General features: G+C 69.4%; 32 protein-coding genes. 18 read left to right on the forward strand and 14 right to left on the reverse strand.

The genetic code is table 11. The annotated features are described in order from the left end of the window. Positions 1–2: 2 nt before the first annotated feature. On the forward strand, positions 3–890 hold the full coding sequence (locus ABT294_RS30315) for a CDP-alcohol phosphatidyltransferase family protein (RefSeq protein WP_350809704.1): 888 nt from the start codon (positions 3–5) through the stop codon (positions 888–890). Positions 891–1,005: 115 nt separating this feature from the next. Here ABT294_RS30315 and ABT294_RS30320 read toward each other — a convergent pair whose 3' ends face one another. Next, positions 1,006–1,899 carry an oxidoreductase gene (locus ABT294_RS30320; protein ID WP_350809705.1) on the reverse strand — a complete coding sequence of 298 codons (894 nt, stop codon included), beginning with the start codon at positions 1,897–1,899 and terminating at the stop codon, positions 1,006–1,008. A gap of 99 nt (positions 1,900–1,998) precedes the next feature. On the opposite strand from ABT294_RS30320, the gene ABT294_RS30325 reads away from it, so the two are divergent. Together ABT294_RS30325 and ABT294_RS30330 are read left to right on the forward strand one after the other, a co-directional pair. After that, a complete protein-coding gene (locus tag ABT294_RS30325; protein ID WP_350809706.1) occupies positions 1,999–2,559 on the forward strand; it encodes a MarR family winged helix-turn-helix transcriptional regulator in 561 nt (186 codons plus the stop codon). Positions 2,560–2,621: 62 nt separating this feature from the next. Then, positions 2,622–3,053, forward strand: coding sequence for a GNAT family N-acetyltransferase (locus ABT294_RS30330; protein WP_350809707.1), 432 nt, complete (start codon positions 2,622–2,624; stop codon positions 3,051–3,053). Between the two features lie 16 nt (positions 3,054–3,069). Here ABT294_RS30330 and ABT294_RS30335 read toward each other — a convergent pair whose 3' ends face one another. After that, positions 3,070–3,708 (reverse strand): SRPBCC family protein, encoded by a 639-nt coding sequence (locus ABT294_RS30335; RefSeq protein WP_350809708.1) that lies wholly within the window; start codon positions 3,706–3,708, stop codon positions 3,070–3,072. A 153-nt stretch (positions 3,709–3,861) separates the two neighbouring features. Here ABT294_RS30335 and ABT294_RS30340 point away from each other — a divergent pair, with 153 nt between their 5' ends. After that, entirely contained in the window at positions 3,862–4,431 is a 570-nt protein-coding gene (locus tag ABT294_RS30340) for a DinB family protein (protein ID WP_350809709.1), read from the forward strand. Positions 4,432–4,437: 6 nt separating this feature from the next. Here the strand turns inward: ABT294_RS30340 and ABT294_RS30345 are convergent, their stop codons facing one another. Next, on the reverse strand, positions 4,438–5,397 hold the full coding sequence (locus ABT294_RS30345) for a hypothetical protein (RefSeq protein ID WP_350809710.1): 960 nt from the start codon (positions 5,395–5,397) through the stop codon (positions 4,438–4,440). Between the two features lie 86 nt (positions 5,398–5,483). Further along, positions 5,484–6,176 (reverse strand): DUF4097 family beta strand repeat-containing protein, encoded by a 693-nt coding sequence (locus ABT294_RS30350; protein WP_350809711.1) that lies wholly within the window; start codon positions 6,174–6,176, stop codon positions 5,484–5,486. A gap of 203 nt (positions 6,177–6,379) precedes the next feature. On the opposite strand from ABT294_RS30350, the gene ABT294_RS30355 reads away from it, so the two are divergent. Beyond that, positions 6,380–7,285, forward strand: coding sequence for an alpha/beta fold hydrolase (locus tag ABT294_RS30355; protein WP_350809712.1), 906 nt, complete (start codon positions 6,380–6,382; stop codon positions 7,283–7,285). Between the two features lie 3 nt (positions 7,286–7,288). On the opposite strand, the gene ABT294_RS30360 is transcribed toward ABT294_RS30355, so the two are convergent. Next, positions 7,289–7,756, reverse strand: a complete 468-nt coding sequence (locus ABT294_RS30360) for a cupin domain-containing protein (protein ID WP_350809713.1) — start codon at positions 7,754–7,756, stop codon at positions 7,289–7,291. Positions 7,757–7,897: 141 nt separating this feature from the next. On the opposite strand from ABT294_RS30360, the gene ABT294_RS30365 reads away from it, so the two are divergent. The 5 genes from ABT294_RS30365 to ABT294_RS30385 all read left to right on the forward strand — a co-directional run bounded on the left by ABT294_RS30365 (position 7,898) and on the right by ABT294_RS30385 (position 11,105). Next, entirely contained in the window at positions 7,898–8,539 is a 642-nt protein-coding gene (locus ABT294_RS30365) for a response regulator (protein ID WP_350809714.1), read from the forward strand. Positions 8,540–8,635: 96 nt separating this feature from the next. After that, entirely contained in the window at positions 8,636–9,442 is an 807-nt protein-coding gene (locus tag ABT294_RS30370; protein ID WP_350809715.1) for an MBL fold metallo-hydrolase, read from the forward strand. Between the two features lie 201 nt (positions 9,443–9,643). Then, positions 9,644–10,243, forward strand: a complete 600-nt coding sequence (locus tag ABT294_RS30375; RefSeq protein ID WP_350809716.1) for a PadR family transcriptional regulator — start codon at positions 9,644–9,646, stop codon at positions 10,241–10,243. Positions 10,244–10,365: 122 nt separating this feature from the next. After that, complete coding sequence (locus ABT294_RS30380) at positions 10,366–10,743, forward strand: SgcJ/EcaC family oxidoreductase (protein ID WP_350809717.1); 378 nt, start codon at positions 10,366–10,368, stop codon at positions 10,741–10,743. Beyond that, positions 10,740–11,105 (forward strand): hypothetical protein, encoded by a 366-nt coding sequence (locus ABT294_RS30385; RefSeq protein ID WP_350809718.1) that lies wholly within the window; start codon positions 10,740–10,742, stop codon positions 11,103–11,105. The genes ABT294_RS30380 and ABT294_RS30385 overlap by 4 nt, the downstream gene beginning before the upstream one ends. Positions 11,106–11,252: 147 nt before the next feature. Here ABT294_RS30385 and ABT294_RS30390 read toward each other — a convergent pair whose 3' ends face one another. The 3 genes from ABT294_RS30390 to ABT294_RS30400 form a co-directional block, all read right to left on the reverse strand. Beyond that, positions 11,253–11,645: a Rieske (2Fe-2S) protein gene (locus ABT294_RS30390; protein WP_350809719.1), complete on the reverse strand. Its 393-nt coding sequence runs from the start codon at positions 11,643–11,645 to the stop codon at positions 11,253–11,255. An 11-nt stretch (positions 11,646–11,656) separates the two neighbouring features. Next, entirely contained in the window at positions 11,657–13,153 is a 1,497-nt protein-coding gene (locus tag ABT294_RS30395) for an ATP-binding protein (protein ID WP_502912168.1), read from the reverse strand. 161 nt (positions 13,154–13,314) lie between these two features. Continuing rightward, positions 13,315–13,986, reverse strand: a complete 672-nt coding sequence (locus ABT294_RS30400) for a response regulator transcription factor (protein ID WP_350809721.1) — start codon at positions 13,984–13,986, stop codon at positions 13,315–13,317. Between the two features lie 207 nt (positions 13,987–14,193). Here ABT294_RS30400 and ABT294_RS30405 point away from each other — a divergent pair, with 207 nt between their 5' ends. Both ABT294_RS30405 and ABT294_RS30410 read left to right on the forward strand, forming a co-directional pair. Then, positions 14,194–14,742, forward strand: coding sequence for an RNA polymerase sigma factor (locus ABT294_RS30405; RefSeq protein ID WP_350809722.1), 549 nt, complete (start codon positions 14,194–14,196; stop codon positions 14,740–14,742). Beyond that, entirely contained in the window at positions 14,742–15,950 is a 1,209-nt protein-coding gene (locus ABT294_RS30410) for a hypothetical protein (RefSeq protein WP_350809723.1), read from the forward strand. Before ABT294_RS30405 ends, ABT294_RS30410 begins: the two co-directional genes overlap by 1 nt. Before the next feature lie 45 nt (positions 15,951–15,995). Here the strand turns inward: ABT294_RS30410 and ABT294_RS30415 are convergent, their stop codons facing one another. Next, positions 15,996–17,210, reverse strand: a complete 1,215-nt coding sequence (locus ABT294_RS30415) for a hypothetical protein (RefSeq protein WP_350809724.1) — start codon at positions 17,208–17,210, stop codon at positions 15,996–15,998. 6 nt (positions 17,211–17,216) lie between these two features. Then, entirely contained in the window at positions 17,217–17,534 is a 318-nt protein-coding gene (locus tag ABT294_RS30420) for a hypothetical protein (protein ID WP_350809725.1), read from the reverse strand. Positions 17,535–17,718: 184 nt separating this feature from the next. Between ABT294_RS30420 and ABT294_RS30425 the strand changes: the two genes are divergently transcribed. After that, a complete protein-coding gene (locus tag ABT294_RS30425) occupies positions 17,719–18,201 on the forward strand; it encodes a hypothetical protein (RefSeq protein WP_350809726.1) in 483 nt (160 codons plus the stop codon). 286 nt (positions 18,202–18,487) lie between these two features. Here ABT294_RS30425 and ABT294_RS30430 read toward each other — a convergent pair whose 3' ends face one another. From ABT294_RS30430 to ABT294_RS30440, 3 genes are all read right to left on the reverse strand, one after another. Further along, on the reverse strand, positions 18,488–18,778 hold the full coding sequence (locus ABT294_RS30430) for a hypothetical protein (RefSeq protein ID WP_350809727.1): 291 nt from the start codon (positions 18,776–18,778) through the stop codon (positions 18,488–18,490). Between the two features lie 99 nt (positions 18,779–18,877). Continuing rightward, positions 18,878–19,954, reverse strand: a complete 1,077-nt coding sequence (locus ABT294_RS30435; protein ID WP_350809728.1) for an Rv3169 family protein — start codon at positions 19,952–19,954, stop codon at positions 18,878–18,880. Positions 19,955–20,051: 97 nt separating this feature from the next. Next, positions 20,052–20,525 (reverse strand): hypothetical protein, encoded by a 474-nt coding sequence (locus tag ABT294_RS30440; protein ID WP_350809729.1) that lies wholly within the window; start codon positions 20,523–20,525, stop codon positions 20,052–20,054. Between the two features lie 146 nt (positions 20,526–20,671). Between ABT294_RS30440 and ABT294_RS30445 the strand changes: the two genes are divergently transcribed. Next, on the forward strand, positions 20,672–21,247 hold the full coding sequence (locus ABT294_RS30445; protein WP_350809730.1) for a peptidylprolyl isomerase: 576 nt from the start codon (positions 20,672–20,674) through the stop codon (positions 21,245–21,247). Positions 21,248–21,453: 206 nt separating this feature from the next. Continuing rightward, a complete protein-coding gene (locus ABT294_RS30450) occupies positions 21,454–22,332 on the forward strand; it encodes a rhomboid family intramembrane serine protease (RefSeq protein ID WP_350809731.1) in 879 nt (292 codons plus the stop codon). Positions 22,333–22,374: 42 nt separating this feature from the next. Here ABT294_RS30450 and ABT294_RS30455 read toward each other — a convergent pair whose 3' ends face one another. Continuing rightward, on the reverse strand, positions 22,375–22,620 hold the full coding sequence (locus ABT294_RS30455) for a cell division protein CrgA (RefSeq protein WP_350809732.1): 246 nt from the start codon (positions 22,618–22,620) through the stop codon (positions 22,375–22,377). A 144-nt stretch (positions 22,621–22,764) separates the two neighbouring features. Here ABT294_RS30455 and ABT294_RS30460 point away from each other — a divergent pair, with 144 nt between their 5' ends. Genes ABT294_RS30460 through ABT294_RS30470 form a run of 3 tightly spaced genes read left to right on the forward strand, consistent with a single transcriptional unit; the run spans position 22,765 to position 24,108 of the window. After that, on the forward strand, positions 22,765–23,379 hold the full coding sequence (locus ABT294_RS30460) for a class E sortase (RefSeq protein WP_350809733.1): 615 nt from the start codon (positions 22,765–22,767) through the stop codon (positions 23,377–23,379). Position 23,380: 1 nt separating this feature from the next. Beyond that, the gene (locus ABT294_RS30465; protein WP_350809734.1) at positions 23,381–23,539 is read left to right on the forward strand and encodes a hypothetical protein; all 159 of its coding nucleotides are present in this window, start codon (positions 23,381–23,383) and stop codon (positions 23,537–23,539) included. Continuing rightward, positions 23,536–24,108: an anthranilate synthase component II gene (locus ABT294_RS30470; RefSeq protein WP_350809735.1), complete on the forward strand. Its 573-nt coding sequence runs from the start codon at positions 23,536–23,538 to the stop codon at positions 24,106–24,108. The genes ABT294_RS30465 and ABT294_RS30470 overlap by 4 nt, the downstream gene beginning before the upstream one ends. Positions 24,109–24,176 lie beyond the last annotated feature (68 nt).

The raw sequence follows: 24,176 nt of genomic DNA on the forward strand, positions 1-24,176 counted from the left end.
CCATGGCGGTATTCGGCATGCCCAGATTCACCCTGGACGACGTGCGCACGCAGACGTACAAACCGCGGGACGCCTGGTGGACGGTGTTCCTGGTCGATCCGCTCGCCGGACGCCTGGTGGTCGGCGTGGCGAATCGCACCTCTGTCACGCCGAACCAGATCACCTGGGGCGCCTTCTTACTCGGGCTCGGCTCGGCCGCGTGCTTCCTGATGGCCGACTGGTCGTGGCTGGTCGCCGGGGCCGTCCTGTACCACCTGAGCTTCGTCCTGGACTGCGTGGACGGCAAGATCGCCCGTCTCAAGGGCACCGGCACCGTGCTGGGCGGCTGGCTCGACTACGTCTTCGACCGGATCCGCGTGCTCACCTGCGCCCTGGCGCTCATGTGGGGCCAGTTCAAGGTGACAGGCGCGGAGTTCTACCTGGTGCTCGGCGTCCTCGTCGTCTTCCTCGACATGCTCCGGTACGTGGACGCGCTCCAGGTGGCGAAGGTACGCCGCCAGATGCGCCGCAAACTGGACGAAGCGATCGAGGAGGCGACCGGAGTCCCGGCCCGCGACCGTCCCCAGGACTCGGAGCCCGACGAGATTCCCTCGGCGGACTCGGTGGACCTCCAGCAGCACTTCCGCGCGCACTTCGCCTGGTACATCCGCATCCGCGACTGGCTGCGCGACCACCGCGTCCGGGCGCACCTGATCAGCGGCATCGAGTTCCAGATGGCGGTGTTCATCGTGGGCCCGCTCACCGGGGCGATCGCGCCGGTGACGATCGGCACGGCGGTGCTCCTGCTGGTCTTCGAGCTCGCGATCATGTTCAAGCTCTGGCTGTCCTCCCGGGACCTCACCCGGGCGCTGGCGGAGATCCGCTCGTCCCCGATGACCACCGGGCTCTGACCAGCCACGTTCTGGACTCCCCGACCGGCGCTGATGACCGGTCCCGGCCTCCCCGCCGAAGGACGTCACCCGGCCGTGATGGCTGCGGCGGGTCGGGCGGAGGAGGGCTGGTCGATCAGGTGGGGAAGTCGGTGTCGCGGCCGAGCTTCTCCACGTGGTCCAGTTCGTCCAGGCGGGCGCGGAGCCGGGCGCGGATGCGGTCGAAGCTGGGGCCGCCGAGCGGGAGCCGCAGCGGCGGGGTGTCGAGGTTCACGGCGGCGAGGATGGCGTGCGCGGCCCGAACCGGGTCGCCGGGCTGGGCGCCGTTCTGGGCCAGGAAGGCGTCCTTGGCCGGGGCCAGGGCGGGCCGGTAGTCCTCGATGGGGGTGGCCCAGTGGACCGACCGTCCGGCGAAGTCGGTACGGAACGGCCCGGGTTCGACGATGGTGACGCCGATGCCCAGGTGCGCCACCTCGGCCGCCAGCCCCTCGGACAGCCCTTCCAGGGCGAACTTGGTGCCGGCGTAGGCGGTGCCGCCGAGCGTGGTGGTCACTCCGCCGACCGACGACATCTGCACGATGTGGCCCGAGCGCTGGGCGCGCATGGTGGGCAGCACCGCGCGGGTCACGTCGATGGCGCCGAAGACGTTGGTGTCGAACTGCCGGCGCAGCTGCTGGTCGCTGATCTCCTCCAGTGCGCCGCGCATGGCGTATCCGGCGTTGTTGACCAGCACGTCGATGCGGCCGAACGCCTCCACCGCGGCCCGCACCGCGTGGCGCACCGCGGCCGGGTCGGTGACGTCCAACTCCAGGACGCACGTCCGATCGGGTGCCTGCTCTGCCAGGTCGGCGATGACGGACCGATCGCGGGCGGTGGCCACCAGGCGGTCTCCGTGCTCCAGTACCGCCTCGGCCAGCGCGCGCCCCAGCCCGCTGCTGGTCCCGGTGATGAACCACACCTTGGCGGAGGTGTTCGGAGGAGAGCCGCCGGGGCTGGAGGCGTCCGGCCGGACGGGTGGAGCAGAAGTCATGTCGGGTCCTGTCTGTTCTGGACGGGCGGTACAGTTGCTTTGAGACTCAAAGTTTGAGACTCAAAGCAAATTAGCGTGACCCTCAAAAGGACGTCAAACGTGACACCCGACCCGACACCGAGCGCCGCCTCCGGCCCGCGCGACTCGGTCGCCGCCGAACTGGACAGCTGGATCGGACAGATGAGCGGCGCCGACCCGACCACCGAGGCCGCCCGGCAACGCATCGGCCGGGTCTCCCGCCAGTTCGAACGCCTGCTCGCCGAAGTCGCCGCCGGCCACCAGCTGACCGTGGGAGACTGGACCGCTCTGTCGGCGCTCCAGCGCTCCGGGCCGCCCTACCAGCGCACCCCCAAGCAACTCGCCGAGGAACTGGGCGTGACCGCCGGAACGATGAGCGTGCGCATCGACCGCCTCACCCAGGCCGGCCTGGTCGAACCCGTACCCGCCGCCGACGGCCGCAGCCGCCCGGTCCGCCTCACCGATCTCGGCAGGCAACGCTGGAGCCGGGCCACCCGCGACCGCACCACCCGCGAGCACGACCTCCTCGCCGACGCCCTGAATCCCCACGAACTCGACCAGCTCAACCACCTCCTGGCCAGGTTGCTCACCCGCCTGGAGATCGAGTACGGGCCCGCCCCGCGCCACGGTCAGCAGCGCTGAGCCCCGTCGAGCGGTACGTTCGGCGTGATAGTCGCTCATGCCGGACTTCAGGGGGCAATCAGGTGATCATCTCTCGGGAGACGTCGTTCGACGAGGACGAGATCTTCCAGCTCTACGACTCGGTCGGCTGGGGCCGCTGGACTCGCGACATCGCCAGGGTCTGCCGCAGTCTGGTGAACTCCCATCTCGTCATCACCGCCCGCGACGAGTCCGGCAGGCTGCTCGGCCTGGCGAGGACGGTGTCGGACGATGAAATGATCTGTTACGTCCAGGAGTTGCTGGTCGACGCGAGCGTCCACGGCCAGGGCATCGGCCGCCGGCTCCTCGAACACCTCATGGACCGCTACTCCCACTGCCGGTACTTCATGCTGACCACGGACCACGAGTCCACCCCGGAAGGTGAGCGGAACCACGCCTTCTACCGGAGGCTCGGCCTGATCGAACACCACGAGCAGGGGCTGTCGGCCTTCGGGCTGAAGGTCGACAACTCCTGAACGGGCGCGTGGGAGGTCAGCCGGCGCGGTCGGGGAGTGTCTCGCCGGTCTCCAGCAGGGTTTTGAGGCTTGACAGGAGCGCCGGCCAGCCCTGGCTGATCATCTCCCGCAGGGTGCCGCCGGTCTCCATGCCGTCGTGGATGACGGTCAGCTTGACCAGCTCGCCGAGCGGTTCGATGTCGAACGTCACCTTCGACCGGCGCTCGTCGACGAGCTTGGCGAGCACGTCCTCGCTCACTCCGACGGCCTTGGCCCACTCCGGCGTGAAGGTGTGCCAGGTGTAGGAGAGCCGTCGGCCCGGCTCGGACTCGAGGACGACCTGGGCGGCGTCGACGGTCTGCTGGCCGCCCTGCTCCCAGGTCATGGGCGATCCGGCCGTCCAGCCCGTGTCGAAGGTCACGCCCCAGTAGCGGCTGGTGAACGCCGGGTCGGTCAGCGCCTGCCAGAGGCGTTCCGGGGTGGTCCTGATGTAGGTCGTGTAGACGAACGCTTCGTCGCTGCCGCTCATCGGTGTTGCCTCCAGTGCCGTTTTCAGGTCCGCGAGCGCGCGGACGCGCTCGCGGTCGTATCTGTCGATCCACCGCTCGGCGATGGCGTTGATCGGCGCGGGGTTGAGGTAGTGCAGCTTCTCCCGTCCGCGCCGCACCGTGGTCACCAGGTTGGCCGCCTCCAGGCCAGGTGCTTGCTGACGGACTGCCGTGCCATGTCCAGGCCGGCGCACAGCTCCCGCAGGCTCTGCCCGTTGCGGGTGTTCAGGCTGTCGAGCCAGGGTGGCGGTGTCTCCGCAGAACGGGGGAGGATGGCGCATATGTCTAATGAGTCGGTGCCCTCGCCCCCTGGCCAGCTCTTCGCGTGGTCCAACATGTTCGTCCGTCCCGACGAGGACCCCCGGTCCGAGGGCGGGTTCCAGGACGAGCGCAGCATGCTCGTCGGGTACCTGCGCGATCAGCGTCTGACGCTGGAGCTGAAGTGTTCCGGCCTCGACGCCGACGACCTGGCCCGCCGCTCCGTCGAGCCGTCCAAGCTGTCTCTGCTCGGGCTGGTGCGGCACATGGCCGAGGTGGAGCGCCGCTGGTTCAGGATGAGGATGGCCGGGCAGGACACGACGCCGCACTTCTCCGCCGACCCCGACGGGGACTTCGACGGCGCCGTCCCCGACCCCGAAGTCGTCGCGCACGCGTTCGACGCCTGGCGGGCCGAGGTCGCGTTCGCGGAGCGGTTCGTGGCCGAGGCGCCCGATCTCGGCGTCGTCGGGAAGTACGGCGACCAGGACATCCAGCTGCGCGAGGTGCTCGTGCACATGGTGGAGGAGTACGCCCGGCACAACGGCCACGCCGACTTCCTGCGCGAGCGGATCGACGGGAGGGTCGGCCAGTAGCCGACCTCAGGACGTGGGCGCCAGCAGAGCCCAGCTGCGCTCGTCACCCCAGATCGAGAACGCGTCCACGTACGGCCGCAGCAACGCGGTCAGCTCCGCGTCGCCGTGGCCGTTGAGCTCGTCCTCCGCTATCCTCCGGGCCGCCCCGGCGAGCAGGTCGGCGACCTGGACCCGTGGATCGGTGCGTGAGACGACCAGCCGCAGACCGGCCAGCCCGCCGGTCGGCGAAGCGGCGAAGATCCCCTTGAGCTGGGTGACACGCTCTTCCGTCAACATGGTCTGCCGATCGTGCACGATCGAGACCGGCTCTCCGCCCGCACCCCAGTGGACGACCGCCTGGACGATGGCCGGGAGCAACGGGTCCAGCGGTGGCATCACGGCCGGGTCGTCGAGCAGCCGCGCCCGGAAGGCGTCCACGCGCGGCCTGGCCCGCCAGAGCAGCTCCATGATCTCGCCCGCCCGGCCCGGCGCGAGGCGCAGGGAGTCGACCAGCTCGAAGGCCGAGTCGACGGACGCGACCGCGCCCCGGCCGTTCTTGGCGCGCAGCACGTCGTTGAACGACTCCAGGAAGTCGTGCCACCGGTCGCGTCCGAACGCGCTCGGGCCCTCGCGATACAGGGCGACGGCCTCGCCGGCCTCCGCCGCGATCAGCTCGACGACCTCCCTGACGACGAGGAAGGCTTTGTCGATCAGATAGACGTGCGCGTTTCCGTGGAGCGGGCTCGACGGCCCGAGCAGCCATTTGAGGGCTTCCCGATGCTTGTTACGGAGGATGACGCTGGATTTGTATTCGGTGGTCGGAGAAGGCGCCCTGTTCCGTGTCTCCTGGATGCAGTCGGCCGCCGATCCGATCTCCAGCCCCACGCTGGCGTGCGCGAACACGGCGGTATTTCCACCGATGAGTTTCTCGCCCTCGGACCCGGACTCGTCGCAGGCTATTTCAATGCCGCTGGATGCGAATGTCACTGCCTGCTTCTCTCACGGCTGGGCGTCGCTTTTGCCGCCAAGTCTCGCAAAGCGGTGCCGGGGCCTCAACAGGGTTTCCTGGCGGCTCAGGGGGTCACGACCTTCAGGTCGCCCGAGTCGCTGGTCAGGCTGATCGAACGCGGCGCCGAGGGGTCATGGGTCGCGGTGACCTTCTTGCCGCCCGAGTCCGTCCTGGTGACGATGTTGTACGGGCCCTGGGGGACGTGCACGACGCTCGCGCCCGAATCCGTCGACGTTGTCACCTTGTCGGGCGTGCCGGTGAAGACGAGCGTGATGTCGCCCGAGTCGGTCGCCGCGACGGCCTGCTTGCCGGTCAACCCGCTCGCGTCGATCGCCCCGGAGTCGGTCTTCGCCTCGACGTCCCCCGACAGCGTCTTCAGCGTCACCTTCCCCGAGTCGGCGGTGGCCTTGACGCGCAGCCCCCTGGGCACCTCCACCCGGTAGCTCACCTCGCAGTTCGAGCCGGCCAGGCTGGGAGGGCAGGTGAACTTCAGGGTCAGCGTGTCGCTTTGCACGTCGTGGCTGGCGGCAGGCCGCTCCCCGTACCAGCTGAGGCTCTCGGTCACGTGGATGCCCTGCCGGTCGGACCCGACCACCTCGACGGTGCCCGCGTCGGCCTCGACCTGGAGCCCGGCCACCTTGTCGGCGACATCGTAGGACGCCTTGTCATGTTTGAGGGTCCCGCCGAGCCCACACCCCGTCAACAGGGCCCCGAGCCCCAGCAGACCCGCGATCACGATCGTCCTCTTCACGTCCATGGCAGCCAAGTCTTCCGTGGCCCGGACGAAACAGCCTCAGGGAGGTCCCTGAAACACCCCTGAAGCCCGCCCTGTGATCAGCCCGTGAAGAGGTCCTCGATCGCGGTGGCCGCCAACCAGCTCGCGGAACTGTCCGAGGGCCCGCGCCGGCTGGGCGTTTCTACGCTGTAGGGTGTCTCTACAACGTAGAAACGGGAGGCGAGATGGACACGCGGCAGGAGATGGTCGAGGTGCCCGGGGCGCGGCTGCACACCGAGCGGGCCGGTACCGGCCCCGCCCTGGTGCTGATCCCCGGCGGCGGGGGAGACGCCGCGATGTACGAGGACGTCGTGCCCCGGCTGGCGGACCGGTTCACCGTGATCACATACGACAGGCGCGGCAACTCCCGAAGCCCGCTGGCGAGCCCGGACGCGTCCATCGCGGTCTCACGACAGGCCGCCGACGTCGTCGCGATCCTCGACCACTACGGCGTCGAGCGCGCCTTCGTCTTCGGCAACAGCAGCGGCGCGATCATCGCGCTGGACGTCCTGGCGCGTCACGCCGGTCGGCTGCTCGGCGCCGTCGTCCACGAACCGCCGCTCGTCCGGGTCCTGCCCGAGAGCCCCGACAGCCCCGAGGAGCGCGCCATGGCGGAGCTCCTCAGGATGGTCGAGCAGGAAGGGGTGATGCAGGCGTTCGCCGGGTTCTCGGCCATGATCCTGCCCGACCCGCCGAAGCTGTTCAGCAGTCGCGCGGGCCGGGCCGTGACCGCCGGCGCGATGCGGGTGTTCACAGGGGGCGCCGCGCTGGCGCGGGGGATCACGGGCAGGCAGCCCGGCGGGATGACGCGGCTCGTGGGCAACACCGAGATCCTGCTGCGGCGCGAGCTGCCCGCGTTCTTGTACGAGTACGACCCGGACCTCGCCGCGCTGGAGGCGGTCACGGCGCCGTGGTGCTTCGCCACCGGCCGCGACAGCGTGGGCCGTCCCTACCACCGGCCCGCGCACGTGCTGAGCGAGCGGCTCGGGGTGCCGTGCGAGGAGTTCCCCGGCGGGCACGTCGCGTACCAGACGGATCCGGAGGGGTTCACCGCCCGGCTGACCGCGATCCTGGACGGCTTCGCCGCGTAGCCCTCAGTACGAGGCGGTGCGGTAGCGGGACCGGAACTCGGCCAGGAGCTCGTCGGTGACCTCGGCGCCGGCGGCCACGGCGGCGTGCACCTCGCGGAAGTATCCCTCGTATCCCGCAGGCGTGTAGAGACACAGGGCGCGCGCCGTCTCCGTGCCCGCGTTGCGGAATCCGTGCGGTGTGCCGCGCACCGCCGACAGCAGGTTCCCGGGGCCGACCGTCACCTCCCCGTCGCCGTCGTGCAGGGTCAGCTCGCCGTCGAGGACGTAGAAGTACTCGTCGTGGCCCTCATGGACATGTGGCCGGGCCCCGACGATACCCGGCGCCAGGGTGAACTCCTCGAACGCGAAGCGCCCCCCGGTGTGCTCGCCGGTCAGCCGGAAGAAGTGCGCCACTCCCGCGACGTCGATCAGTTCGCCGTCCTCGGGACGGCGCAGCAGGGGACGAGCGTCCCATCCGTCTTTCTTGATCACCGTCTCAGTGTGGCAGACAGGCGCACGATCACACCCGGATGGCCGGGCAAGGTGGACCCAGCACTACTGCCCACCAGCTCCACCAGCGGATACCGTCGCAGGTGTGGTGCACAGGATCGCGCTGGAAGCGGGGGAGACGTCGTGCGGGTGGTGATCGCCGAGGACGCCGTCCTGCTGCGCGAGGGCCTGGCCGGGCTGCTCGAACGCTTCGGCCACACCGTCGTCGCCTCCGTGGGCGACGCGCCGGCGCTGGTCGAAGCGGTGGCCGAGCACGATCCGGACGCCGTGGTGACCGACGTGCGGATGCCTCCCGGCTTCACCGACGAGGGTCTGCGCGCCGCCCTCGAACTGCGCAGGAGGAACCCGGAGCTGGCCGTCCTGGTGCTCAGCCAGTACGTGGAGCAGACGTACGCGACGGAACTCCTCGACTCCGGAGGCGGCACGCGCATCGGCTACCTGCTCAAGGACCGCATCGGGGACGTCCGCGAGTTCGTCGACGCGCTCGACAGGGTGAGCGGGGGCGGCACGGTCGTCGATCCGGAGGTGGTCAGGCAGCTGCTCAGCCGTCACCGCGACCCCCTGCGACGGCTCACACCCAGGGAGCAGGAGGTGCTGGCCCTGATCGCCGAGGGGCGCTCGAACGCCTCGATCGCCCGCGAGCTGTTCGTCACCGAGGCGGCGGTGGCCAAGCACATCGCCGGCATCTTCACCAAGCTGGACCTGCCTCCGCAGGCTGACGGCCACCGGCGGGTGCTCGCCGTCCTGGCCTACCTCAGGTCCTGATCAGGAGTCGCCCTCGGGGTCGGCGATCGTGCGGCCTGGAATCGATCACGCCCTGGAAGTCATATGCCACGAAGGGATCCTAAGTAGGGTTCTGCTATGGGTGAGAAGTGGCAGGAAGTCGGCGACCGCGTATACGTCCGTCGGCATGTTTCGTACGACCTGAACATCGGGCTGGTGGTCGGTGACGGGCACTGTCTGGTGCTCGACACGCGGATGTCGCACCGCGAGGCGTCCGACCTGATCGACGCGATCAGGCAGATCACGAGCAGCCCGTGGACGGTGGTCAACACCCACTCCCACTTCGACCACTACTTCGGCAACGCGATGTTCCTGCCCGCCGAGATCTGGGCCCATGTGAGGTGCGCCGAGGAGATCGAGCGCGACGGCGTCGAGCAGCGCGCCAAGGTCGCCGGCCGCGAGCCGGAGGACCGGCGCGCGGAGGTGGAGGAGGTGGAGATCGTCCCGCCCGACCACACGTTCACCACCTCGGCCACGCTCGACATCGGCGGACGCAGCGTGGACCTGCGCCACTTCGGGCTCGGCCACAGCAGCAACGACATCGTCGCGCACGTGCCCGACGCGGGCGTGGTGTTCGCCGGTGACCTCGTGGAGGAGGGCGCGCCGCCGGCGTTCGGCGACTCCTACCCGCTCGACTGGCCCGCCACGACCGCCGCGATGCTGGCCGAGCTGCCCGAACCGGTGATCGTGCCCGGCCACGGCGCCGTGGTGGGCCGGGAGTTCGTCATCAACCAGCACGCCGAGCTGTCCGCCGTCGCCGACCTGGCCAGGCGGGCGCACGTCGAGGGCCTGCGCGACCTCATCAGGCAGTTCCCGTACCCCGAGGACGTCACCAGGCAGGCCATCGAACGCGCCTTCCTGCAACTCGACGCCCTCCCCCTCTGACCACCCCTCCCACACTCACCCAAGCCCCCGCCCGCGCCCTGCTCCCCGCCGCGCGGGCCCACCTCGGCACAGCCCCCTTCCGGCCACGCCGTGCAGACCGCCTACGTGTGGAACCCTTCCCTCCACCCCGCGCCCGCCGCATCCCTCCCTTCTTGATAGGCCGTTTGCTATAGTGCAAACTGCAATATAGAAGGAGGCATCATGGCGCGACGCCACGACCTGGTCGGTCTCACCGTGCTGGCCATGCTCTCGGTACGCGCCAGCCACCCCTACGAGCTGCACCGATTCATCGTCGACACCCACAAGGACTACGTGACCGGCCTGCCGAGAAGCCTCTACCACGCGGTAGAACGGCTGGCGAAGGCCGAGCTGATCGTCCCGGCGAAGACCGACCGGGAGGGCCGCAGGCCGGAACGGACCGTCTACGAGATCACCGACGACGGCAGGCGGGAGCTGGCGACCAAGCTGCGCAGACTGTTGGAGGAGCCGCACCCCGACCGCCGCACGCTGACGGCGGCGGTCTCGTTGATCGGCGCGCTCCCGGTACGCGACGCGCGCGCGGCCCTGAGCACCCGCACGGCCTCGATTGAGGGCACGATCAGCGGCATCGAGGCGCACATGCGGGTCATGACCGCCAACGGCCTGCCCGACGTCCTCATGCTCGAGCTGGAGTACGAGCGCGCCCTGTACGCGGCCGAGCTGGCCTGGGTGCGTTCCGTACTCGACCGGCTGGAGAGCGGCGAGCTCGACTGGCCGGGCACGGTCAAGCAGTCGCTGATGGAGCAGGTCATCGACGGCTGAACTCCCAAAAAGCGACCGCCGGGGTGCGCCAACACCCCGGCGGCCGGAAATCCGAACAAGGCGCCTGCCCTGCCAGGACTCGCACGTCTCAGGATAGGCGCCGCGACATGAGGAGCTGTGCCATGTCCACAGAGATCAAGGAGTTGCTCTCCGGTCTCGGCGAAGCCTGGAACCGTGGCGACGCGGGCGCGTACGCGTCCCTGTTCACGCCGGGCGCCGACTACATCACCTTCTTCGGCCTGCGCCTGCGCGGCAGGCAGGCCATCGAGGACGCGCACCGCGAGCTGTTCAAGACCCCGATCAAGCTCACGGGCGGCGACGGCGAGCCGGATGTCAGGGTCCTGGGCGACGGCGTCGCGCTGGTGATCAGCGGAGGCGGCTCGACCGTCGACGGCCGTCCGGACCCCGGACGCGACTCGATCGTCTCCCTCACCGCCGTGCGGACCCCCGACGGCTGGCGCTTCGCCTCCTTCCAGAACACGCGGGTGAGCCGTCCGTGAAGAAGACGCTGATCACCGAGGTGTCGGGAGTGGTCGAAGCGCCGCTCGCCCGCGTCCACGCGGCGCTGGCCAGGAGGTTCACGCCCGACGAGCTTCCCGACCACCCCGCGACCGTCGAGGTCACCGAGCGCATGATCGCCTACCAGGGCGGCTGGTGGTACCGGGGCGAGTGGACGATGTCCGAGCACCCCCAAGGCACGCTGGTCACCTACCGCGTCTACAACGTGGCGGAGTGGATGCGCTGGGGAGTCCCGCTCGCCAACCGGTTCTTCATCGGCTACGACGAGGCCGCCCGCGACGGCTTCTCCAAGGGCATCGACCAGCTCGGGGACGAGCTGGGCTGCCCGGCGCATCTCACCTAGCCACTGGGCAGGTCGGACGCGAGCATTCCCATGAGGGGCGCCCGGCCTGATGTGGAGGCGGGCATTCCCATGAGGGGCGCCCGGCCTGGTGTGGACGCGGGCGTTCCGATGGGAGCGCCCGGCGGCCACACCGGCCGGGTTCCGGGGTCACGCCAGGCTGATCTTGCCCTTCACGACCTTGATCCGCTTACGGGACAGCGCACGCTTCGCCGGGCCCCGCACCACGGCGCCCGTCAAGGCGTTGTACTGGCTGCCGTGGCAGGGGCAGTTGATCCTGAAGTTGCTGACGCTCGCCACCGTGCACCCCAGGTGGGTGCACTTGGCGCTGAAGCACTTGAAGACGCCCTTCTTCGGTTGGGTGATCACGTACTTGCCCTGGACGATCTTCCCGCCGCCGAGCGGGATGCTCTTCGTGCTGGCGAGGACCGGAGCGGCGGCCTCCTCGGACGCTTCGGCCTCCGCCGGGCGCGCCGTCCACAGGAACAGAACTCCTGTGCCGGCGGCGCCGCCTCGGGTGATCAGTGCGCGGCGTGTGAGCATGGTTGCCTCCTTCAACCATTCACACGTTCAGCGGTGATCTCTCGGTTCAACGGAAATTTCGCGACAAATCCGCCATCGACCGCTTCCAGCGTCCCGCCGTGGAGCACCGCGATGTCCCTCGCGATCGCCAGCCCGAGCCCCGCCCCGCCCGCGTCCCGCGCCCGCGCCTCGTCGAGCCTGGTGAAGCGGTCGAACACCGCCTCTCGCTGCTCGACGGGAATCCCCGGCCCGTCGTCGAGCACCTCCAGCACCGCCTCGGCCCCGTCCCGCCGCACCCGGACGCGCACCATCGAGGCCGCGTGCCGCACGGCGTTGTCCACCAGATTCGTGACGAGCCGCCCCACATGCCCCTGAGCTCCCTGGATCACGACGTCCGGCTCGACCTCCAGCCTCACCCCGACCTCCGGCCTGCCCCGGACCGCCACCCCGTCATGACCTGCCCGCCTCGCCTCCGTCGCGCCGTGGATCTCACTGTGGACCTCGGTGTGGACGCGACGCAGCGACTCCTCCGCCGCCACCTGGCCGAGGTCGAGGTCCTTGGCGCGCAGAGGCTCCCCGGCGTCCAGCTTGGCCAGCAGGAGCAGGTCGCCGGCCAGGGACTGCAGGCGTTCGACGTCCGCCAGAGCCTCGCGGGTGAGCTCGCTCGGCTCGGCCAGCTCCAGGCGGGCGCGGAGGGTCGCCATCGGGCTGCGCAGCTCGTGCGCGGCGTCGGCGACGAACCGCTTGTGCGTCTCGACCGCCGTCTCCAGCCGGTCGAGGGTGCCGTTCACGGTCGTGGCCAACGCGGCGATCTCGTCCCCCGAGCGCGGGACGGGAACACGCTGGTGCAGGTCGCGGGCGGTGATGTCGGCGACCTTGGCCCTGATCGCGGCGACCGGGGCCAGCGCGCGTCCGACCGAGAACCAGGTCATCCCCGCCACCACCAGCAGCAGCGCGGGCACGCCCGGGAGGAGCGCCCTGTTGAGGGTGTCCAGCGCCTGGTCGGCGCCCGCCAGCGAGGTCCTGGCCCACAGCATCGCGGGCCCGCTGCGGGTGGTCACCTGCATGGCCGCGACCGCGAAGTTCTCCGTCTGCGCTGCCTTGGTGGACATGACGTCCGTGGTCAGCCACACGTCGGGGTCGGACACGCGCTGGACCGTCCCGGAATCGTCGCTGGGGGACAGGCCGGGCTTGATCGCTTCCACGGCGACCCCGGACCTGACGTCGCTCGCGATCATGCCGGGGGTGGCGGGCGTGACGGGGCTCGCGGTCGTGTCGGCGCGCGCGGCCGTCCCCGGTGTGTCGGCGCGCGCGGCCGGGCTGGTGGTGTGCGCGGGCTCGGTCCTGACCAAGGGCGCCGCCAGGCTGACGGTCTGGGCCAGGGGCGCCGCCGCGACCGCCCGCCGAGCGGCCTCCTCGTCGGCGCTGCTCTGCAGGCTGCCCCTGAGGACCGTCGCCAGGATGGCCGCCGCCACCCCCAGCGCGACGGCCACGACCAGCGTCGCCGCCACAGTGGCGCGCAACCGCACGGACACCGCCCCCGCCGGAAGCGGGGAGGAAGCCAGCCCGCGAGCACGCTGCCAGACCCGGGAGGACGCCGGCCAGCGAGAGTTGCGCCAGAGCCGGGACGCCGGTCCGCGTGAACGCCGCCAGCGCCGGGGGGACGCCGGGTCGCGAGGACGTCGCCAGGTCATGCCGCCTCCAGTCGGTAGCCGGCGCCGCGGACCGTCACCAGCGACGACCGGCCGAACGGCTGGTCGATCTTGCGGCGGAGGGCGCTGATGTACACCTCGACGATGTTCGGGTCGCCGTCGTAGGAGAAGTCCCAGGCCTGGGCGAGCAGCTCGCGCTTGGAGACGACCTCACCGGCCCGCCGTGCCAGCCCGTGCAGCACCGCGAACTCCTTCGGCGTCAGCCCGATCTCCACCCCGCCCCTGTGGCAGCGCAGCCCGGCGGGGTCGATGACCAGGTCGCCGACCGTGATCGACACGGGCCGTTCCCGGCCGCCGCGCCGTACCAGCGCGCGCAGCCTGGCGAGCAGCACCACGTAGGAGAACGGCTTGGCGAGGTAGTCGTCGGCGCCGTTGTCGAGCGCCTCGGCCTCGTCGTGGACGCCGTCCTTGGCGGTGAGCATCATGATCGGCGTCCAGTTGCCCGCCTCGCGCAGCCGCGAGCAGACCGTGTAGCCGTTCATCCGGGGCAGCATCACGTCCAGGACGATCACGTCGTAGTCGTTCTCCGTGGCCATCCAGAGGCCGTCGCGCCCGTCGTAGGCCACGTCGACCGCGAACCCCTCGCCCGCCAGGCCGCCCTTGACGAGGTCGGCCAGCCGCTGCTCGTCCTCCACCAGTAACACTCGCACGCTGACCAGCGTGCCGCACCGCACCTAAAGCCAACCTGAAGATCATTTTGGCCAGGTGGCGTGCGCGACGAGCGATGGCAAGACCGATCTCGACGACCGTGTTGGCGCTCTTGCTCGTGAGGGCCTGCTCTTCCGGCGGAAGCATCGATCGGGCCGAAATATTTTGCTCCTGGGGTAACCACGGGGCGCCGGGAGGGATTACGAGATGTGAACGACCCCAATGAACGCTTCACAACCCTCTACGACCGGTACTACCGAAACGTGCTCAAATACGCACTTCTGCGGGCCGAACGTGAGACGGCGGAGGACGTCTCCAGCGAGACCTTTCTGGTCGCCTGGCGGCGTCTGGACGATATTCCCGATCCGCCACTGCCTTGGCTGCTGGGGGTGGCGCGCAACTTCCTCGCCAAACAGCGCCACCTGCGATTCCGCGGCGACGCCTTGATCGACCGGATCGCGATGCTCACCACCGCCGCCGACTGGGCGAGCTGGGACGTTGCCGAGCACGTCCTGGACCGGGAAGGCGCGCTGGCCGCACTCGCCTCGCTGCGTAACAACGACCTGGAAGCGATCATCTTGGCCTCCTGGCAGGGGCTGGCGCCGGACGAGGCGGCCCTCGTGATGGGCTGCTCGTCCCGCGCCTACCGCGTGCGCCTCCACCGCGCTCGCACGCGCCTGACCAAGGCGATGCAGGCCCAGATGCCGGAGTCACCACGGCGCCAGGCCACCACCAGTCCGTCGTTCAAGGAGTCCTGATGCCCAATCCGCCCCATGGCCACCACGAGGAGCACCACATGGCCGACCGCATGCTCACCCAACTCGAACCGATGCAGCTGGACGAACTCGCCGATGAGATCTACCGGTCGCGCCGCTCTGCTGACCTGGTTCGCGCCTTGCAGACTCCTCGAACCCGTCACCCCGTCCGGAGGACCATCTTGTCCAAGCGTCGCATGCTTTGGTTGACCGTCGGCGTCGCGACTGCGGGTCTTGCCGCCGCCATCGTCATTCCGGGCGTGGCGTCGCGAGCACCAGGAGCGACCACGACGGCCATCGCCTCGGCGTCGCCTTCCGCGTCGACGGCTCGCCTGGACGTCCACACGGTGCTGCTGGCGGCCGCCGAGAGCGCGGCACGAGAGCCGGCCGCCGCCGGACGTTATTGGTACACGCTGGTGCAGACCACCACCCGTGTCGATCACATCGTGAACAAGCAGGCCGCCAAGGAACCGCCAGGCGCCGACACGGCCGATGCCGCGCGGCCCAACGTCGGCAAGGCGACGTCGTCGCCGTTCACTGCCTCCGTCTCCACCTCTCAAGAGAGCTGGACGGCGCGTGGTCGGCGGGACCGCAGCCGGACGATCACCGGTATCGACTACAAGCTCGCCTTCGACTCTCCAGCCGACGAGGCCCGGTGGAAGGCGATGGGCTCGCCTCGCCTCGGAGATGGACAGACCAAGCAGGTCAACGACTACGACATGCCGATCCGGTTCACGATCGGGCAGCAGCAGGTGAGCATGGCCGACCTCGCCAAGCTGCCTGCCGGCAAGGACGAGCTGGACAAGGAACTGCGGCGTAGGTACCAGGCTGACGTGAACGACCCGAAGTACCCACTTGAGGACAGCTACCCCCAATACGTCTGGTCCACCGCCCAGGACCTGCTCGCCGGCCCGATCACGTCCGACACCCGGGCAGCCCTGTACCGTGTCCTCGCCGACCAGCCTGGAATCACCCTGATCGGACAGGTGACGGACGAGCTCGGGCGCTCCGGCTCTGCGATCGCGATGCGCTTCGACCAGGGCGGCCAGGCCGGCTCCCCGGACGATCGCGCGTTGCAGGGGCAGCTGATCATCGACCAGGACACCAGCCGGCTCCTTGCCTACCAGGCCGTCGCCGACGGGCACAGGCCGCAGCTGTCGGTGACCTACAAGCAGATGGGTTGGACCGACTCGCTCGACAAGCGGCCCTGACCTGATAGCCCACCGCTCGTTCTGCCGTCGTTCAGTCCGGAAGGGTCAATCGCCGTAGAGGTTCCATAACTTCACCTCGGGGGACTGCTTGTAGTCCCAGTCTCCCGAGTACAGCGCGGGGTAAGGGGATTCGAGCAGCTTGTCCTTGATCGCCTGCTGGGAGGCGCGCTCGCCGATGTGGCGCTTCTCGGCCTCCGTCAGAGGGAGGCCTCCGGCCTCCTCTCGGGCCCGCTGTGCCCGCCTCACCGCGTCCTGGTACGCACCGTCGTCGGTCCATGCGTCTCTGGAGTCGACCTTCTGGCCGCGCGCCTGCTCCAGTTCCTGGGTGAATCGGTTCCCCACTACCATCCCCGCCGCCTCCTCGTCGACCGCCGCGCTGACGTACTCCTCACGTCCCATCTCGGTCGCGTCGGGCGTCCCTCGGTGGCGGGCGTGGTTGACCTCGTGGACGAAGGCGGCGGCGAGGTCTTCGGCCGAGAGGCCGTACTGGTAGTACACGTGGATGAGGTTGAACTCATCGCGGTAGGAACCCCGTTCGCCTGATGGGGCCTCGTTGCTGGGCCGGTACACTACGGCCACGCCATGCTCGCGGGCCCAGGCCAGCGCCTCCCGCCCCGCCGGCGTCTCGGCGAGCACCTTCTCGACCTCGTGCTGCCACAGGGTGTCCGACTCGAACGGGCCGATCTGCTTGGCCGCGACGATCACGGGGAGTGCCACGTAGGAGAGCGGAACGAGAGCGGTCACGCCGAGCAGGCTCAAGGCCCGTCGGATCGTGTTGGCGATGACCGCGCCGATGTGCTCCCTGACCTTGGGGAGGATCATGCGGAAGGCCCGGCGCGTGGCGTAGGTCCGGACCGCCAGGAAGAGCCCTCCGGCGGGTGCGGCCGCTATCGCGGCCATCAGCGAGATCAGCAGCACGGACAGCAGGTAGACGACGAGGCCCTTCCATACGAGCCTGAGGATGACGACGAACATCGTCCCCAGCGCGGCCAGCTTGCTGGCTGCGGCCTCTTTCCGCAGCCGCTGCCGCAGCTCCTCCCCGGAAATTTGAGATGCGTCGACGTCCTTCCCGTCGTTCCGCTGGACGACGGCCTGGGAGGCGAGGTCGAAGTCGGCCGCGGCCTTCTGTAAGTCGCCTGCCAGGTCCAGCCACGCGTCGGTGGACCTGAGACGGTCGAACTCGTCCGGGGTGGGCCACGGCGCGTCATCCTTGACGAGACCGTGAACTTTGGACAGGCCGGGAGGCAGCTCCCATCCCATCGCCGCTCACCTGTCCTTCAGGTGGCGAACGGTCTCCTCGTTCGCCTGCGCGGCCAGCGTGTGCGTGCGCGCGGCCCGGTACAACCTGTCAGTGTGGTCTTTCGCCATGTCAACGGTCGAGCGGAGCGCCGCGGAAGCGTGTTCGAGGAAGCCCGCGTACTCCACGTCGAACTCGGCCCCGGGGTGTTCCGCGTCGTCGGGGACCGGCCCGATCGCGTTGCGCAGCGCCCGCTCCAGGGCCTGGTCGAGCTGGTCGGCCGCCTCCTCCATCACGGCTCGCGAACCCGACAGAGACGCCTGGTCCACGCGCAGCGTTTCGGTCATCCACTCTCCTCGGAGGTATCGGGCCCGATCGGCAGAGATTAACGATCATGTCCTCTAAAGTCCAAATCCGTCCCGTTGGGGAGATGCGCGGAGTCTGAAGAGCGCTTTGGCCGCCTTCAGCGTCGCTTCAGGTGCGGCACGCCAGCCTGGGAACCGTCAGATCGTCTTCCAGCAAGGAGTTTCCATGTTCAAGCGACGTGTCGCGACCCTCGCCGCGGTCGGTGTGCTCGTGCTGACGGGCCTGGCCGGCTCGGCGATGGCGGCCGACAACGTGCCGCCCACCGCCGGTCAGAAGGTGACGTGCACGACGGGCGACGGCAAGACCGTCGAGTTCACCGCGGTGCCCGCGGACGACGGCAGTTCGGCCGTGGCGATCAAGCGGAACGCTGACGGGACGGTGACCAGCGTCGCCCCGGAAACGATCGCGGCGCCGACGGAGGCCCAGCGTGTCAGGCCGGCTGAGAAGGGGGAGGCGGGCGCGCAGTCCGCGGATGACGAGGGGGTGAAGATCGAGCGTCTTGAGGTGGGCCAGATGGAGGGGGGCCAGCGTCTCGAGGCCGTCCCCGCGACGAAGACCGTCCCTGCCACGAAGGCCGACGGTACGGACGCGCCGGAGCTGACCGAGCCTCCGGCGGGCGCCGAAACCATCAGCTGCAAGATCAAGTAGGCCCCACGTGCCCGCCGCGCCACCGGGGAACGCGGCGGGCATGCCAGAGACCCTGCTCGTCCTCCTGACGATGCCGGGGATCGCGTGGGCGCGTCCACGCAACGTTGGAGCCCGACGTGCATGGGGTGATCGTCAACGTGCGAGGGAACCGCTGTGACCTGCACAGTCACGCAGCTCCCTTGAAGGCCATCACGTGATCACCCCGTGCCCGCCGTGATCCTGGGCGAGGCGTCCGACGGCGCGCGGGCCGAGGTCCGTGCGCGCATTGATGGGTGACGCCTGGCAGTCACTCCTGGTCGGTGAGGCTGGGGGGCGCCCCCTCCTGGCTGAAGGTGATCACGATGTCTCTGCCGTTGGCGTAGCTGACCACCGGCCGCTGGAGTATGTCACCCACCCTGCGGGCGACCCTCTGGAACAGCTCCACCATCTCCGGAGTGTCGGCGGTCACCCTGAACCGACCGCTGGCGGCGAGGTGTTCGGCGACGAGGGGAACGAAGCCCGCTTCGGCCCGGACCTTCTCCTCCATGCTGAGGGGGGTGCGTCGGGGCGCGGGCTGCGTGCTGAGAGGGTGGGCCATTGCTGATCTCCTCGTGATCGCCGTCCTTCCAGGATGCCACCCGCGCTTCCCGACCGTGTGGGAGTCGCCGACCGGTACGAACCAGCGTTCAGGGTGTGGTCAGGACGGGAACGACGGGTGGGGGCCGAGGGCCCAGTACTCGAAGAGTCCGTGCCCGACCAGCCCGTCGTACTCGAAGCGTCCCACCGCGTCGACCATCCCCCACATCCGCGCGGCGTCGTCGGGCAGCGTGTACGTGACGCCTTGCACGACGGGCCCCTCGCCCTGGTACATGCCGTGTTTCCAGTCCGGTTCGAGCCCGTAGCCGGTGCCGACCATCAGGTGGACGGGCAGTATCGGCGTGCATCGCACGTCGAACGGTTTGCCGCGCGGCGGGGCGAAGGTGATCGTGGCCTCGACGACGTCGCGGGTGCCGGGGGCGTAGACGGGGTGGTACTCGGGTCTGCCCAGGTACTCCTCGCCGCGCCCGTCGGACCAGACCCTGGTGGCCTCCTCCAGGACGCGGCGGCCCTGCTCGTCCTCCTGGACGATGCACAGGATCGCGTGGTCGTCGAAGCGCATGGGCGCGTACAGCCAGTAGAACGTGCCGGGGTTCTTCACCTGGATGCCGGGCGGCTCGGGTTCGCCGACAGGCCGGATGCCCCATGACCGGTCGCGGGTGCCCTGCCAGCGGTCCGGGGTGACCTGCACGTCCTCGGAACCGATCCTGATATTTCCGGACCAGACGCCGGTCTGGGCCATCCGCAGCGAATCGAAGACGACCCGCTCCTGCCAGCGCACGAAGTGCCGGGGCTCGACGGTCGCCGGGATCGTGCCCTCCCAGGTGAGGTCGAAGGACAGGCCGTGCTCGTTCGGCTCCAGCACCACCCTGAGCCGTTTGAGCCCTTCGAGGACCTCCACCCGGAACGGGCCGATCCCGGTGTCCATCCGGTCGGCGCCCAGCTCGCGCGAGGCGCGCACGACCCGGTGCAGCTCCCGGTGGCGCACGCAGGCGAAGGCGTCGGTGACGCCGAGGTTGGGGTACTGGCCGAGCCCGACGATCAGCATCAGCTCGTCGGTGCCCGCGTGGCAGTTGAAGTAGTAGCGGTCGTAGAAGTTGCGGTCGGACGTGGTCGCGTGCCGCATGACCTGGGCTGCCTGGTGGACGGGGTAGTCGTCGAGCGGTGACAGCGTCATGTCGCCGGTTGTAGCAAGCGCTTGGTCAGACGTCAACCGGCCCCGGGAAGACGAAAGTGCGCCCCCGTTCCTGCGAGGGCGCACTTTCGTGCTCGGATCATGGCATCTTTCTCGATGCCTCGTCCGCCTTGTCGGACACCTTCGAGGTGGCCTCCTGAGCGGTCTCACCAGCCCGCTCGGCCTTCTCGCCGGCCCAGCGGGACGCGTCGGACGCGGAGTCCTTCATGTGCTCGGTCCACTGCTGGGCGTTGCGGCGGTACATGTATCCGGCCGCGCCCATGGCGATCCCGGTCAGCAGGATGATCACCGGCCACCGACGCGATCTGGTCGGTGTGGGGTCGATCTTCTCGGCAGCCGCTGTCAGCATCGAGCTGACTCTGGGGGCGAGAGTGTCCTCCACCCGGAGGGCGGCCTCCTCCAGCTTCGGCGCCGCCCAGTAACGGGCGTCCTCGATGCGCTGGGCGGCGACCACCTTGGCCTGGTCCGCCATCGGCATCATGCGTACGCCGGCTCTCGTGGCCTGGGCCTTCATCCGGCCCAGCATCGTGGTGGTCGGCACCACAATGGTCACGCGGCGTTTTCTCAGTGTCAGGGACACGACAACCTCCCCTGTCGTTGGGGCCCCGAGCCTGACCTTCCCGGTACGAGGCCGCTCAATCATGGCCGGTCGTGGGAGGATGAGCTTGACGGCCTGATGACCGCAGGCATCACCACATCATGGAATCGACCCTGTACATAGAGGGGGGCAGCTGTCTCGTGGCTGAGAAGCTGATCGCGAATCTGCAAACAAATCGCGGAAACGTCAAGGTAGAACTCTTCCCTAACCAGGCTCCGAAGACCGTTCGGAACTTCGTCGAACTGGCTGAGGGCACGCGCGAGTGGACACACCCGGGCACCGGTGAGAAGAGCACCGACCGGTACTACGACGGCACGATCTTCCACCGGGTGATCTCCGGGTTCATGATCCAGGGCGGCGACCCGCTCGGCCAGGGCATCGGCGGCCCCGGCTACGAGTTCGACGACGAGATCCATCCCGATCTGTACTTCAACCGGCCGTACCTGCTCGCCATGGCCAACGCCGGCATCCGCTTCGGCAAGGGCACGAACGGCTCGCAGTTCTTCATCACGGTCTCGCCGCAGCCGCACCTCAACGGCAAGCACTCCATCTTCGGCGAGGTCGTCGAGGGCCAGGACGTCATCGACGCCATCGCCAAGACCCAGACCGACAGGCGCGACCGGCCGGTCGAGGACGTCATCATCGAGTCGGTCACGATCGAGCGCGTGCCCGCCTAGTCAGAAGCACCGCAGGGGCGGGCTGGTCAACCACGCCAGGTAGGCGCACACGCATGCGTGTGCGTCCCAAGGCGCAGACCGGAGCACACCGGCGTGCGGGCAGGCGCAAGCACGTTCGCACACCGGCGCGCGGGCTGGCGCAAGCGCCTGCGCGCACTGGCGCGCGGGCAGGCGCGGCATGCACGCGCAGGCCATAGGCTTCGGTCATGACGAGCCTGCCGCCCAGCCCGCCCCCGCAGCCTGAGCAGCCTGCAGAGGCCGTGCCGACGTGCTACCGGCATCCCGGAAGGGAGACCTGGGTCCGCTGCCAGCGCTGCGAACGGCCCATCTGCCCCGACTGCATGCGCGATGCAGCCGTGGGCTTCCAGTGCCCCGAGTGCGTGGCCGAGGGCAACAAGGGAGTGCGGCAGGCGCAGGCGCCGTTCGGCGGCCTGGCCGTCGCGACCCCGATCGTCACCTGGGTGCTGCTCGCGGTCAACGTGCTGGCCTACGGCGTGGAGCTGCTCGCGCCCGAGTACGTGCTGTCGCACTTCGCGATGTGGGCCGACGGCGTCTACTTCGGCCAGTGGTGGCGGTTGATCACCGGCGCGTTCCTCCACCTGCCGCTCACGGCGGGCGGTTTCGCGCTCACCCACATCCTGTTCAACATGTGGGCGCTGTACGCGATCGGCCCGGCGCTGGAGAGCCGTCTCGGCCACCTCCGCTTCCTGGCGCTGTATCTGCTCTCGGCGCTCGGCGGCTCGGTGGCCGTCTACATCTTCGGCGCGACCGCGGTGGGCGCGTCAGGCGCGATCTACGGCCTGTTCGGCGCGCTGTTCGTGGTCAGCAGGCGGCTCGGCTTCGACGCCCGCGGGGTGCTCTGGCTGATCGGCATCAACGTCATGCTGACCTTCGTCGTCTCCGGCATCAGCTGGCAGGGCCACCTGGGCGGCCTGGTGACGGGCACCGCGGTGGCCGCCGCCTTCGCGTACGCGCCGGCCAAGCAGCGCAACGTCACGCAGCTGGTGGCCTGGGTCGCGATCCTGGCCGTACTGGTGCTGATCGTGCTCCTCGTGCAGCCGATGGGCCTACGGCTGACAGGCTGAGCGCGCCGCTTCCACAGGGTGTGGAAAAGACTGTGGAAAGAACTAACGCCAGCGGGTGGAAAGAACCACACCGAAGATGATGAAAACGAACCCGATCAGCAGGTTCCAGTTGTGCAGGTCCCCGATGAACTTCGCCTGGGGCGCCACGTAGTACACGGCGATCCAGAGGATGCCGATGATCCACGACACCACCATGGTCGGCGCCAGCCAACGAGGGCTGATCTTGACCTGCTGGGACCTCTGCGGCGGCGTGTAGACCGCTTTCTTGCGAGCCTTCGACTTGGGCACTGGATAACTCCTGCTGAGGGCCTGGGCATCCGGATCGTCCGCAGGCTCTGCGTTAAGCGTAGTTGAAGCGTGCCCAAGGATAGCCGCCACGCGCACGAGATGGCGATCCCAGGCACCACAGCAGGTCACACATACGCTGATCGAGTGAGGACATTGCTACGCTCCGTAGGCGAGCTGACCATCACCGCAGGGCTGATCCTGATGCTCTTCTGCGCCTACCTGCTGTGGGGCACCGGCGTCTACACCGAGGGCCAGCAGGTCGTCCTTCAGAAGGAACTGGCCGACGAGCAGGGCGCGCAGAAGCTCCGCAAGATCGAGCTGGGCCAGGCCGTGGCCATGCTGCGCATCCCCAGGCTCGGCCGCGACTACAAGTACGCCGTGGTCGAGGGCGTCGACGCCGAGCACCTCAAGAAAGGCCCCGGCCACTATCCGGGCAGCGCCCTGCCGGGCCAGATCGGAAACTTCGTCATCTCGGGGCACCGGACCACCTACGCGGCCCCCTTCAACGAGATCGACAAGCTGCAACGCGACGACGAGATCATCGTGGACGCCCGCGAGGCCCGCTACACCTACCGCGTCACCGCGCAGAACATCGTGGATCCCAGCGAGATCGACGCCATCGCCCCCGTCCCCGGCTCGCCGGACGCCAAGCCGATCAGGGCCTACATCACGCTGTCCACCTGCCATCCCGAGTACTCGGCGGCCGAGCGGCTCATCGTCTACGGCGTGCTCGAGAAGACCGAGCCGAGAAAGGACTGACATGTACGGCTGGATCTGGCGCAGGCTGCCCGGCAACACGGGCACCCGGCTGCTCACGGCCGCGGTGCTGGTCATCGTCGTCGGCGTCGTACTCTGGTATGCGGTGTTCCCGATCCTGGAACCCGCGGTGACACTCGACGAGGTGACCGTAAGGACATGACCCGCGTGCTCGTCGTGGACAACCACGACAGCTTCGTCCACACCATCGTGCAGTACCTGCGCGAGCTGGGTGCCACCTGCGACGTGCGCCCCCGCGACGAGGTCCGCGTGAGCGACGCCGACGGCTTCGACGGCGTCCTCGTCAGCCCGGGCCCCGGCACGCCGGAGGCGGCGGGCGTGAGCGTCCCGCTCGTCCGGCGCGCTGCCGAGAGTGGCCGGCCGCTGCTCGGCGTCTGCCTGGGCCACCAGGCGATCGCCGTGGCCTTCGGGGCGACCGTGTCCCGCGCTCCCGAGCTCGTCCACGGCAGCACGAGCGCGATCGTCCACGACGGCCTGGGCGTGTTCGACACGCTGCCCTCCCCGGTGCGGATGACCCGCTACCACTCGCTCGCCGTGCGTCCCGACACCGTCCCCGAGGTGCTGGACGTGACCGCCCGCACCGACGACGGCGTCATCATGGGCCTGCGCCACCGCACGGCCCCCGTCGAGGGCGTGCAGTTCCACCCCGAGTCGGTGCTGTCGGAGCACGGCCACACGCTTTTGGCGAACTGGTTGCGCCGGATCGTGTAACGCCGGCGGGCCCGCGAACGACACACAGATGAGCGTCCCCGCCGTCGCCCCCGAGCGGCGGGGACGCT

Source organism: Nonomuraea sp. NPDC000554 (genome assembly GCF_040300065.1).
Taxonomy (GTDB): Bacteria; Actinomycetota; Actinomycetes; order Streptosporangiales; family Streptosporangiaceae; genus Nonomuraea.